Consider the following 14483-nt stretch of genomic DNA (forward strand, 5'->3'; position numbering starts at 1 on the left):
TTAATTTATTTTTTAGGGGGATTTTTTGTATGAAGGGAAGTAATATTAGCAATTTATTAAAGAAAGCACTGTTTATGCCTGTTCTTTTGTTAAGTGTATCCGTTAGTATGCAGTTTGCAAACTCGGTACATGTTCATGCGGACGGAGTAGATGAGACATCTACAGGTAATGTGGATGAGTATCCTATTAATCAAACCTTTTATTTGAATTCTAGTGAACATAACGATTATAATGCTGAAGTTCACTTTAACGATATCACTCCATCACAGGGGCAATATGTTTCGGGGGCTAATCCGCATATTAATGATTTAGTTATTAAGGGATATAAAAACAGACCAATTGATATGAGAAATGCAAAAATTAAATTATCAGATCTTGGGTTTGATTCATCATCTATTCCTGATACCTATACACCAACAGGTGATAGTTATACATTTAATGTAGAGCCAATCGGATTTAAACAAATGGAAGCAGACAAATCAACTAAGTTTAAATACCTATTCACTGCTATCGACCAAAACTATAACTTGGTTAAAAGCTATACAGAATATAGTAATAATGATACAGAAAGTAGCTCTAAAAGTTGGCCATGGATAAAGAATGATGGGTATTTATTAAATCCACTTATGTATCTTGATGGTGATGAGATTCCAGAAATAGAAATTCCAACATCCAATGATTATGATTATGACAATGGTTACGGCGAAGGTAATATTCCACAATATTCTCAGGATTATGAAGTAACCTACGCTAACGTAGTAGTTCCCACACACACTTTGAAAATAAACTATATTGATCAAAACAACAATATTGTTTTCTCCACTCAAAGACAAGTTACATCTTATGGTCATACAAGTTTTTATAGCGATGAATCTTTGTTAAATAAAAACGGAATTACCATAAACGATGGACAAACATTCATTCCTAACACTGATACAACAGCAAATATTAATGTAACCTCATCTGGGAAAAGTGGCTATGACTCATTTTATGACTATGGATACCCACAGCCAGTCTATGATCTTGGAGTAGGTCATGATAATCCATTAAGGACGGGATATCATACAGAAGTTGATTTAATCGGAAGCGATGGCCAGAACATTTTATCGGAGATAGCTGGTAGCTCACAATCTCAAATAGTTGATTCTAAAAATTTCTTTGAAGCATTTTTTGAAAATCAAAATAGAAATAACTATACAATCACAGGACTACCTAAACTTATGGACTTAACGAAGGGTCCTTATACAGCATATACGAACCTAACATATAGAGATCTATTTCCAGGTGCATCAGACTCTGGTAATTCATCACAAACAAATGGCAATGATACACAACAATCAACATCTCAAACTACTAAAGGTGATACAGATTCTTCACAATCAACTTCAACACCTTCAAACTCAAATCAACAACAAGCCCAAAACAATTCACAACAAACTGAACCTCAAACTACTAAGAGTGATGTGAATTCTTCTCAACCGGCTCAAAGTAATCAACAACAATCAGCTGCTGAACCTGCTAAGAGTAGTACACAACCAGCACCAACACCAGCTCCGGTTGTTCAATCACACGCAACTGCTGCACCAGTAACTTCTACAGAGAAAGCAACACCAGAACCTGCACAAGCACCAAAGCAAACACAATCTCCAGCACCACAACCAGCAGTTAAAACAACTTCACAATCTGCTAAGCCGGTTGTTAAAGCTAAGGCTGATAGTTCAAAACCAACTAAAGTACAATTAAAAGCTATTACTAAAACATACAAAAAAAGTGAACATGTTGTTAAAACTGATACTTCAAAACTTAAAGCTTTGAAGAAAAAGATGAAGAAGCATGCCACAAAGAAACAAAAAGCGACTTACAAGAAACTTCAAACAAAATTAGCCGCTGAAAAGAAAGCATTTAATTCAGTAAAAACTCGAGAAGGAAAAATTACTAAGTACTTCAAGAGTGTTTCAACTATCAATCACGAAAGTAAACAAATTAAGTCATTAACTGCTCAAATTAAAAAGCTAAAGAAAAAGCATTCTAAGACAAGTAAGAAATTGTACAAAAAAGACTTGAAAGCCTTAAAGAAAGCTAACAAAACATTGAAAGCAGCAACTAAATTTGTAAAGAACTACAAATAATAAAAAAGCAGATCTAAATAGGTCTGCTTTTTTGTATGTTTATACGAAAAATAATAACCCTATGTAATCTGATTGTTAAATTTTGATTAAAAGTATTATAATGAGATTATAGTTTAATAAATTCTTAATATTTTATATTTAGGGGAGATATTGTATGAAGGAATCAAATGATAATAGTTTAAAAGTTTCTAACTATTGGAAGAAAGCGTTGTACTCATCAGTTGTACTGGGTGCGTTTTTTGTTGGTGGACAATATGTAAGTACAGTTCACGCAAGTGCAGATACTACTCAAAAAGCCAATCAACCAGTTCCATCAAAAGTTATTTTTGATGATGTAGCTAACAACAACAATCTTCAACATCCTATTGTTAAAGGCTATGTTGGACAACAATCAAGCTTAGTAAATGCTAAAATCAGACTTCAAGATTTAGGATATGATGTATCAAACATTCCAGATACATATACTCCCACAGGTTCTGATGCGAAGATTTATTCTGTTACACCAATCGGCGTTAAAAATGAACCCAGCACCCTTAGTGGTCAATACAAACTAATCTTCGAAATTAAGGATCAAAACGGTAATTACATTGAATCTAAGTACGATAGTACAAACAATAGTGATAATTATGATTCAACTGCAATTGTTAATGAATTAAAACAAGAAAAAGATAAGTTTACGCTTAATGGCAATAGTACTGATAATGGAAAGATTGATACACCAAGTCTTCAAACAGGAGATAACGTTATTACGGTTAGTGTAACTGCACCAACCCATACATTATCAATTAACTATGTTAACCAAAACAATGTGACTGTTTTTAAGACTACTAGACAAGTTACTAACTATGGTCACACTAACTTTTATGACGACCAAAAAAACTTTGGTGAAGATAACGCAGGAATTCAAATCAACTCTGATCAACCTTATGTTGCAAATGATCAATCAACGGCAACTGTTAATGTAACAACAAATCAAGCATTCCAAATTCCTACTGACCCAACTCAAGTTGGTTCATATAATTATGCTTTTCCAGATCCAGATGATGTTACTACTGTAAGTGATGCAAACGGTTCACAAAATCCAAATGGGGATGCGTATTACACAACTGTAAGCTTTGTAGGTGCGGATGGAAAGAACATCGTATCCTTAATTGTAGGTAGCAATCAATCTCAAACTGTAAGGACTGAAAACTTAGATCCAGATGACAGTGATTACGATTCACTTATCGATTTTGATAATGTAACAGACCTACCTGCAAACATTGATTTGACCAAAGGTCCATATACTTTCCACAGTACAGATACATTATCAGGGCTACAAGCCGCTCAATCTAGTGCAGCAGCACAAAGTCAAGCAGCTGCTGAGCAACAAGCAGCTTCATCAGCTCAAGCTTCTCAATCAACTTCATCCTCAGTTCCAGTTGTTCAACAATCATCTGCACAACCAACTTCAGCTTCTGCAACTCCAAAACCTGTCCCATCGGCACAATCATCCCAAAGTAGTGCACCACAACAAACCGTTGAACCTGCAAAGAGTAGTGCACAACCAGCACCAACACCAGCTCCAGTTGTTCAATCACATTCAAGCGCTGCACCTGTTGCTTCTACAGCAAAATCAACACCAGCACCTGCACCAAAGCCAACACCAGCTCCAGCACCAAAACCAGTAGTCAAACCGACTCCACAGCCTGCTAAGCCGGTTGCTAAAGCAAAACCAACTAAGACTCAATTAAAAGCAATTACTAAATCTTTCAAGCAAGCTAAGCATGCAGTTAAGAGTGACACCGCCAAACTTAAAGCTATGAAGAAAAAGATGAAGAAGCATGCCACAAAGAAACAAAAGGCAGCTTATAAGAAACTTCAAACAAAATTAGCTGCAGAAAAGAAAGCATTTAATTCAGTAAAAACTCAAGAAGGAAAACTATCTAAGTACTTCAAGAGTGTTGCAACCATCGGTCGTGATAATAAGCAAATTAAGTCATTAACTGCCCAAATGAAGAAACTAAAGAAAAAGCATTCTAAGGCAAGTAAGAAGAAATATTCCAAGGACAAAAAGGCTTTAAAGAAAGCAAATAATTCATTGAAAGCAGCTACTAAGTTTGTAAAGAACTACAAGTAATAAAAAAGCAGATCTAAATAGGTCTGCTTTTTAATTTGCTTTTACGATATTAATAATCTCGACATAATCCGATTTTTAAATTCTGATTAAATATATTATAATACAGTTATAATTTAATAAATTCTTAACAATTTATATTTAGGGGAGATATTGTATGAAGGAATCAAATGATAATAATTTGAAGGTTTCTAGATATTGGAAAAAAGCATTGTACTCATCTATTTTACTTGGTGCAATTTTTATCGGGGGACAATATGTAGAATCAGTTCAAACAAAGGCAGACACAGTTTCTGATACACAAAGCTCAAGTCAATCAGATCAAGTTAGTATCTTATTTGTCAACGCAGAAGACCATAGTGAAGCTATTCCAGACTTTGTAAATGGGAATATTGGAAAACCAATAAATCTTGTTTACTACAAAACAAAACTTCAAGATCTAGGATATGATGTCTCAAATATTTCAGATACATATACACCGACAACGCAAGAAAATGCCCAAAATCCAGACGCAAATACTTTTTATGTTAATTTAACGGGGGCAGAACAAGAACCTAATGACTTGAATGGTAGTAATAAGCTTATTTTTGAAATTAAGGATCAAAATTATAACTATATTGAGTCTAAGTATTCCAGCACTGATAGTAACAAGTATGATTTTAATACTAGCAATAATCCAGACTATCAAAAAATTATGAATGATTTAAATCAAGAACAAACTAAGTACAAATTAAACATTGTAAGTAATGGTGCACCAATGACCTATGATTCAACAATCAACACGAATATTGGAGCTCCTACTGAGTTACATAAGGGGGATAATGTTTTTTACATTTTTGTAGTAGCACCAACCCATGCTTTAACTATTAATTATGTTAATCAAAATAATGTAACGGTTTTTAAGACGATTAGACAAGTCACAAACTATGGACATACTAATTTTTATGACGATGCATCTAAGTTTAACGACAATGGAATTTCTATTAACCCAGGACAACAATATGTATCAAATAACCAAGATACAGCAACCATTAATGTGACTACTGATAGTACATTCGTTGCCCCAACAAATCCAAGTGATGTTAAAACATATGACTACGGCTATGCAAGTCCAGACGTTTCAGATGCCTCACAAACGATCCCTAGTGATGGGTACTACACTACCGTTAATGTCGTAGGAGCGGACGGTAATAATATTGTATCTTTACTTGTAGGTAGTTCAGAATCACAATTGGTTAGCACAAATAACTTAGGCCCTGAAAATCAAGACTATACTTCACTTGTTAATTTTAATAACGTTAAAGACTTGCCATCATTTATTGATCTAACCAAGGGTCCATACACATTCCACAGTACGGATACATTATCAGGTCTACAAGCATCAAGTGCAGCAGCAAAGAGTCAAGCAGCTGCAGAACAACAAGCATCTTCATCTGCTCAGTCTTCACAATCAAATCAACCACAACAAGCAGCTCCGCAATCATCTGCATCACAACCAGCTGTAGAATCTGCAAAGAGCAGCGCAGTAGTTTCATCTGCATCACAACCATCAATTGAACCAGCAAAAAGTAGTGCACAACCATCATCTGTGCCAGCCGAACAACCTGCTGCCCCAGCTGTTCAATCACACTCAACCGCTTCTCCAGTTGTTTCTACAGCGAAATCAACACCAGCGCCCGAAACAAAGAAAACACCGGCTCCAGCACCAAAACCGGTAGTAAAACCCGCTCCACAAACTGCCAAACCAGTTGTGAAAGCTAAGACTGAAAATGCCAAACCAACCAAAGAACAACTAAAAACGATTACTAAGACATACAAACAAAGTGAACATGCTGTTAAGACTGATACAGCTAAATTGAAATCTTTGAAGAAAAAGATGAAAAAACATGCTACCAAAGAACAAAAGACGACTTACAAGAAACTTCAAACAAAATTAGCCATTGAAAAGAAAGTACTTAAATCAGTAAAAGTAAAGGAAGAAAAGGTTACTAAGTACTTCAAGAGCGTTTCAACTATCAATCACGATAGCAAACAAATTAAGTCATTAACTGCTCAATTGAAGAAACTAAAGAAGAATCATTCAAAGGCCAACAAGAAGAAAGCCGCTAAAGTTCAAAAAGCTTTAAAGAAAGCTAACAATTCATTGAAAGCAGCTACTAAGTTTGTAAAGAAATATAAGTAATAATTAAAGCAGACCTGAATAGGCCTGCTTTTTAGTTTGCCCTTAAAAACTTTGTAACCTTTTTTAAAAAAGAGTAAAAATCACTGCATTAATATACACTTTGTTCAAAAAGCTCCTAGAATAGAATTGTAAAAAGAAATAGGAAAGAAGCTGTGTATTATGACTAAATTCAATAATACTAAGAAATGGGTATATGCCGCAGCCATGACTGGGGTATTATTTGCTGGAGCCCAATATGCTAATTCATCCAGTAACTATTTAGCTAAGGCGGATACCACAAACAATACGTCTCAACATCAATACAAATACAATTCAACAATTAACTTCCAAGATCAAAACAAGAACTCACTTGGTGGCGTAACTGCTTCAAGTGATAGCAACAACTTCCAAAAGTCACGTCTTTCATACACTTTGCACTACAACAACAAGACATATGACTTCACTGACCAAATCAAGAACGACAAGGATATCCCTGACACCATTGATTTAAGCAAGTCAGAATACAACTACACCTTGAATCAACCAACTCACACTTTGACAGTTAACGTCATTGATAAGGATACCGGTGCCGTTCTTGCCACCAAGGGATACACTGTAACTGACTTTGGTACAACTGACATCAAAAACTTAGTTGAGCCATTCTCAAACGACTACAGCTACAGTTACACAGATCCATTTAACTATGAATACCAATACAACGTTGAAGTATCAAAGGCTAACGTATCAAGCGCTAGTGGTACTACTATTCATGGTCAAACTTCCGCATCTTACGATAACGAAGGCAAACAAAGTGCTTCAACCACTACATCATCAGCTGCTGCTTCAACTGGAACTAACACTAATGAAAGCTCTACTTCAAGTGAAAGTTCATCAGCTGAAACATCAAGCGCCGCTAGTTCAAGTCAATCCAGCGAATCTTCAAGTGCTGAAAGTTCAAACGCATCAAGCGCAGAAAGCTCAACACAAAGCTCAGCTGAATCTTCAAAGGCTAGCCAAAGCAGTGAAGAAGCTTCAAGTGAAGCAACTACCTCATCACAAGCTGAAAACCAAAGTTCTGAAGCCGCAAACACATCATCAGCTGAATCATCTGTTGCTTCATCTGTAGCGTCATCAATGGCTGAAAAGAAGTCAGAAGCTAACAATGAAAATGAAAAGACATCAGTCATTTATGATCCTGTAAACCCAGGTGCAGAAAAGGCTGGTAACAATGCTGGTGAACCTGCAAAGGCTGAAGCAAACAAGTTGCCACAAACTGGTGACAAGACTAACCAACAAGCAATTGCCGGTGTTGGTATCATCGCAATGATTGTTGGTGCTGTTCTTGGATTCTTTGGATTAAGAAGAAAGAATAGATAATCTATCTATAAATACGAAAAGAAGACCCGGTTGGGTCTTCTTTTTTTATTTAAAATAAGACAAAAAGTACATAAAAAAGTCAAAAAGAATATATAATGATTAAAGAAAGTTAATTCTATTGTAATTAAATTTTTATACAGAAGAGAGATGTTGCATGATGAAGTTCGATAAGAAAGGTTCAAAACTATTAAAGAACACTAAAAAGGTCGTTTACGTTTCAGCAATTACAGGGGTATTGTTGACTGGAACACAAGTAGGCCAATTTGCGCCAACATACTCAGTGCATGCGGATGAAACTGGGCAAACGTCAAAAGTAGTAATTACATTTGTTAACCAATTCGGCTCTCAAATTGAGAAGCCAGCTGATGGTAACGAATTTTCGTTAGCTAGTTATGCTTATCAAGTTCAACCCGTAAAAGTTAATAGAGACCAAATTCTTTCAACTTTAGCAAGCTTTCCTGGTATTAGTAAGGATACAAATGATGTTCCAGATGCTTTAGATATGAGTAAACCTGGAAATTATACTTTCCATTTGACGCAACCTGCTCATAAACTAACAATCAACTTAGTTGATCAAAACGGTAATATTGTTTATACAGAAGTTAAACCAGAAGTAACTCAGTACACTCGAACTAGTACAAAGGAATTAAGTGAATGGGCCCAATCAAATAGATATTCATACACAGACTTCCCAGCAACTGTTGATAATGGATTAACGACTTTTAATATTTCCGTAATTGCACCAACAACAGTTCAAAAGGCTGAACAACAGAATATCTCTACTTCAGAATCAAATACAAAGCCAACAACCACAACTAACACTCAACCGACTTCCGATGCTTCAAGCACACAAGGTCAATCAAGTTCATCAGCTCAATCATCTTCATCAAGTGATGACAAAAAGGAAAGTGCTTCAGTAAGTGAATCTACTAAAACGGTTGAACAATCAAGTGCGGCAACAACCACTGTTCAGCAATCAGGTGAAGTTACCCAATCATCACAATCAAGTGACTCAACTGAGCAGTCAAGCGCAGCAACTCAAAACGTAAAATCAGAAGCTGCTTCTTCAGTTGCTACATCAGAAAATGCATCATCAACTACAGCTACTTCAACTGAAAGTTCAGCACAATCATCAACCGCTTCATCATCTGCATCACAAGCTCCAAAGAGTGATGAAAAGACAATGGTGATTGTTGATCCTGCAAACAAGGGTGAAGCAAAGAAGGCTGCTGCAAAGGAAACTAAACAAACTCCAGTTGCAGAAAAGAAGGACGTTCGTGCTAAATTACCACAAACTGGCGATAACACTAACCAAGCTAGAGCAATCGCATTAGGCGTTGCTACCATTGCACTAGGTCTAGGTTTTGTTTATTTCGGTCTAAGAAGAAAGAACAAATAGGTTAAACGTTTCAATTTTATATAAATATTAAGACGATGAAATTACGTATGTAATTTCGTCGTCTTTTTTGCATTTTTTTGGCAAAAAACGTTTAACAATTATCTAAAATTGACATTAAATTCGTTTAATTAATTGTACTTTTTATCCAAAAAACCTAACCATAAACTTATTTTTAGTCAGTAAAAAGTGACGTTTTTAGCCGTAAATTGCTAAAAATATTTAAAATTTTATGCAAGAAAATCGATCAACAAGCTTAATTGCACTTTATATTTAAAACGTTGATATAACAGCTTTTGTATCTTATAGCTTTTAAAGAGTTCTTTTGCAAAAACACCTTGAAATCATTGATATAAAAGCCATTAAAAGCAGTTTTTTAATTTTTCTAAATTTTTCCTTAATTTTCTTATAAAAAGATTAAAATGATTAGCTAAATATTAAGTTAGTTAAGAATGGTTTAAAATCAATCAAATCGGGTACAAATTAAAATTTTTTAGCCTTATAATCTAATTCGTAATAAGACAGATAGTTTAAATTTTGATTTCGGAAAGAGGATGTGGAGAATTATGAAACAATCTTTTGACAATAATAAAAATTCAAATAGATCTAAGATTTCTAAAAAGTGGATCTACGCAGCAGCAGTTACCGGTGTGTTAATCACTGGTGCTAAAGCAGCACAAAATACTGACAATAGACCTATCGATGTAAAGGCCGCAACAACGAACAATAATAACAATACATCAAACACAAGCAACAACTCAGCTTCACAAAGTAGTACAACGAGTTCCGACAATGGAACATCAAGTGCAAGCAGTAACTCAACTGCTCAAGGTAGCACCTCTAACAGTGGTTCATCAAATTCAACTTCAAGTAATGATGCAAACGCAACTAAAACAGTTAAGGTAGTTGTGTACAATGTGATGAACCCATCAGATTATGTTCCTTTTGATGTCACAGTTCCTTATGATAGTACTGTCTTGGATTTAAAGAAAATCCCTTACCCTAATCAAAACTCTGGTAACTCAAGTATCTATGATTTCATGATTAGCAACTGGGGTGTTGATCCAGAAAGTATTTCAACCAATCCAACCATTGAAGACGATGGTAATGGTAACTACAGTGCTAGATTCTCTGATTACCACATCAAAACAGATAAAACATTTAACTTTGTCGATTCAAATCAAAATGTTGCATATTCTAAAACAATTCAGGCTAATAATGATGCGCCATACGATATTTCAGATGTGCTTAATTCAGTTCCTAGCTATTTAGTACTAGATCCTACAAATGACATGGTTAAAACTCATTCATTTAGAGCTCAAGAATCAGCACCAGAAACATACACTATCAATGTTAACTATCAAAAAACTTTATCTATCGACGACGATAATAACAATCCTACCGGAATGAAAGCCAGATTCACAAGTAATTCATCAACATTGACTGCTGATCAATTCAAGGCAAGACTAGCTGGTCAAGGTTTCCAAGTTGTAAATCCAAATGACCTTCCGGACCCTATTAATTTTGCAAACAGTGATAGTTATGCAATCAAGTTAATCAAGAACTCTCTACCAATTTCATTTATTGACCAGCACGGAAACGTTGTGTACTCAACAAACCTACCATCTTCAGCAATTAACCAACCGGTTTCAATTAAGGATGTTTTGAACACTGTAACTAAGAAGGGTGTTACTCCAGATTCAAATAACTCAATCGTATCAAACCAAGCTGTTCCAGCATTCTACAAGGATCAATCAGTTAAGATTAACGTTAATGCTCCAGTTTCAAACTTAACAATTAACTTTGTTGATAAGAGTACTGGTAAGATTGTTGACTCACTTCAAAAAGATAGTGTGACTGATTTTGACAACATCTCAATCGCTGACAAGGTTAACTCATTAAAGAGCCAAAATTATGCTCCAGAGCTTTCATCATTATCAAGTCAATTTAACTCACAAACTTACGATAACTTCCAAGCACAATACGTGTTAAACCCAGCTATTAAAGATGAAGGTAACGGTAATCACGTTGCTACAATCTACGTTGATAGCACAGTTGCAACACCTTCTAACACTAACAAGACTGGTGAAGGATACGCAATGAAGTTCAAGGATGCTAACGGTAACCCAATCGCATTAACTGTTAATAGTGCTAACCCAACAATTGCTCCTAAAGAACTACAAAAGGCTTTAGCAGATCAAGGTTACACACTATCACAAGATGATATTAACAAGTTAGGTGACACTCTGGTTGATTTAACCAAGAACAATGGTGACACTGGTTTGACAATTGCTCCTAACGCTAACTCAAACAGCGTATATCCTAAGACTGTTAGTTTTGTAGATGCCGATGGAACAACTAAGACTGCTATTGTAAATATTAAGAGTGACAATCCTAGCATGGATACTAACGCTTTAGCTAAAGCTTTAGCAGATCAAGGTTACACTTTGACAGATGCTGAAAAAGCTAAATTAGGTCAAAACACTGACTTAAATTCAACTGATCCAATTGAAGTTACTCCAAATGCTGACGCAACAAAAACTAAGAGCTATCCACAATCATTAACCTACACTGATGGCAATGGCCAAACTCATGATGTATCAGTAAGCATCAACAGCAAGACACCAACTATGTCTAAAGATGACTACATCAAGGCATTAGAAGACAAGGGCTACAAACTAACTGATGACCAAAAGAACAAGCTATCAGATTCAGTCGACTTGAGTGCAATTACTACTCCATTAGTAATTGCTAACCCTAATGCACCAACTAGTTACCAACTAACAGTTGTACTTCCAGATGGTACAAATTCTAAGGTTAACATCAACTCTAAGTCATCAACTATCGATAAAGACGACCTAGCTAAGGAATTAGCTGCCCAAGGTTACGCTTTAGCTGATAACGCTGGTGTGACTTACCCACTTGATTTAACTAAGGACAACTCAATTAATGTAAAACCAAATGCGCAAGCTGTTACTAACTACCCACAAACTGTGAAGGTAGCTAACGAAGACGGTACATTCACTAACAAGACTGTATACGTTCCTTCAGCTAACGGTTCACTTTCAGCATCAGAATATGTAAAGGCAATGCTAGACAATGGTTACACTGTTGCGAACCCATCAGCATTAAGCGATCCTTTAAGTGTTGCAGTTGATAACGTTAACCCAGTGGTTATTCCAAATGCTTCTGCTCATGCTGTTCAACTAAACGTTAAACAAAGTGACGGTACTACTAAGGAAATCACTGTAAACGTTGGTTCACAAAATTCATACCTAAACAAGTCTGACTTTGTTAACGCTGTTTCAGCACAAGGTTACACAATTTCAGATATGGATTCACTACCAGCATCAGTTGACCTAAGTGCTGGTAAGGCTTACGATGCTACACCAAATGCATCAAGCTACACTAACACACTAAACAGTAGTGACGGTAATAAGTCACCAGTAGTTAAACACGATACTCCACTTATCACTAAGCAAGATTTAATCAAGCAATTAAAGGATCAAGGACTAAACGTTTCTGATACTGATAAGTTAAACGATGTATTGAACTTAACTAACTCAGATGACATGAAGAAGGTTGCTTCATTAATCGAAGGTTTTACAACTTACAAGATGAACGTCGGTGTTGTTGGTACTGGTGACACTATTTCAGTGAGCGGAAACAGCAAGACTATCTCAAAACAAGACTTCATCAACAGGGTTGAAGCAGATGGTTACAAGCTAATGAACCCAGATGCTTTGAATGATACCCTAGACTTGACTAACCCAGACGATTTCAAGGGACTAATCATTGCTAAAGCCGGAAACGTTGAAGGCAATAGGAATGAAAGCAACACTAGCTACTCACAAGATGTTAAGATTGCCGGTTCAAACGATACTGTTAAGGTTGAAAGTCAAAACAAGACTATGACAAAAGACGAATTTGTTAAGTACTTGGATGCTAAGGGCTACAAGGTAGCAGACGAATCAAAACTACCAGAAACAATCGACCTAACTAAGCCACTTAGCGACATTGAACTTGTATCAAACAAGGATCAATCATCAAGCAACAATGATGCTGATAAGAACCAAGCATCTAACGACAACGATGCGGACAAGGGGCAAGCAAGCATAACTTATGCACAAGATTTTAAGGTTGCCGGTTCAAACGATACCATTAAGGTTGAAAGTCAAAACGAGACTATGACAAAAGACGAATTTGTTAAATACTTGAACGACAAGGGTTACAAGGTAGCAGACGAATCAAAACTACCAGAAACAATCGACCTAACTGAGCCACTTAGTGACATCGAATTGGTATCAAACAAGGATCAATCAGAAAACAACAATGATGCTGATAAGAACCAATCATCAAACAACAGCGATGCAGACAAGAACCAAGCATCAAGCAACAATGATGCTGATAAGAACCAAGCATCAAACAACAGCGATGCAGACAAGAACCAAGCAGCACAAACTTACGCACAAGACGTTAAGGTTGCTGGCTCAAACGATGTTGTTAAGGTTGAAAGTGCAAACAAGACCATGACAAAGGATGAATTTGTTAAGGAATTGGATGACAAGGGTTACAAGGTAGCAGATGAATCAAAACTACCGGAAACAATCGATTTAACTAAGCCAGTTAGTGACATCGAAGCCGTTTCAAACAACACTCAATCATCAAGCAACAACGATGCAGATAAGAACCAAGCATCAAACAAGACTGATGTTGACAATAACCAAGCATCAAGCAAAACTGATGCAGACAAGAACCAAGCAAACAAAGTTTACGTTCAAAACGTTAAAGTTGCTGGATCAAACAAGACTATTAAAGTAGAAAGCTCAAAGAAGACAATGACTAAGGCAGAATTTGTTAAGTACTTGGCTTCTAAGGGTTACAAGGTAGCAGACGAATCACAATTACCATCAACAATTGACCTAACTAAGTCACTTGGCGATATCAAGGTTGTTGCAAAGAAGGCTGCTTCTAAGAAGACTACTAAGACATCAAACAAGGAAACTGAAAAGAATGCTTCAGCTAAGGAAGTAAATGGTCATCGTGGCCAAGTTGCTGACAAGAAAGAAGCAGGTAAGTTACCTCAAACTGGTGATGAAACTAACCAACGTAACTTATTCGGTTTCGGTCTAATCTCAATGGTGCTAGGATTCATCTTGTCAATCTTTGGATTAAGAAGAAAGAACAAGTAACATTAAAAAAGAAGACTCCAGGGAACTGCAACTATTATTTTGAACAAATAAATAAAAGCAGCTTTCTAACTCTTTAATTGGGCAACTGATTTTCTGTATTCTACAGGGGATT

The 14483-nt window shown here is 36.0% G+C and carries 6 protein-coding genes; all 6 read left to right on the plus strand.

Features of this window, described 5'->3' with window-relative positions:
• Nucleotides 1–29 precede the first annotated feature (29 nt).
• The 6 genes from RZ78_RS00760 (at nt 30) to RZ78_RS00785 (ending at nt 14371) form a co-directional block, all read left to right on the plus strand.
• Entirely contained in the window at nt 30–2129 is a 2100-nt protein-coding gene (locus RZ78_RS00760; protein ID WP_054607797.1) for an SPOR domain-containing protein, read from the plus strand.
• A gap of 154 nt (nt 2130–2283) precedes the next feature.
• Nucleotides 2284–4248, plus strand: a complete 1965-nt coding sequence (locus RZ78_RS00765; protein ID WP_054607798.1) for a hypothetical protein — start codon at nt 2284–2286, stop codon at nt 4246–4248.
• A gap of 154 nt (nt 4249–4402) precedes the next feature.
• On the plus strand, nt 4403–6427 hold the full coding sequence (locus RZ78_RS00770) for a hypothetical protein (RefSeq protein ID WP_054607799.1): 2025 nt from the start codon (nt 4403–4405) through the stop codon (nt 6425–6427).
• 159 nt (nt 6428–6586) lie between these two features.
• The gene (locus RZ78_RS00775; protein ID WP_054607800.1) at nt 6587–7783 is read left to right on the plus strand and encodes an LPXTG cell wall anchor domain-containing protein; all 1197 of its coding nucleotides are present in this window, start codon (nt 6587–6589) and stop codon (nt 7781–7783) included.
• A gap of 154 nt (nt 7784–7937) precedes the next feature.
• On the plus strand, nt 7938–9182 hold the full coding sequence (locus RZ78_RS00780) for an LPXTG cell wall anchor domain-containing protein (RefSeq protein WP_054607801.1): 1245 nt from the start codon (nt 7938–7940) through the stop codon (nt 9180–9182).
• Nucleotides 9183–9745: 563 nt separating this feature from the next.
• A complete protein-coding gene (locus RZ78_RS00785) occupies nt 9746–14371 on the plus strand; it encodes an LPXTG cell wall anchor domain-containing protein (RefSeq protein ID WP_054607802.1) in 4626 nt (1541 codons plus the stop codon).
• The last annotated feature ends 112 nt before the right edge of the window (nt 14372–14483 follow it).

Origin of the sequence: Apilactobacillus kunkeei, assembly GCF_001308195.1 — a bacterium.
Lineage (GTDB): Bacteria > Bacillota > Bacilli > Lactobacillales > Lactobacillaceae > Apilactobacillus > Apilactobacillus kunkeei_C.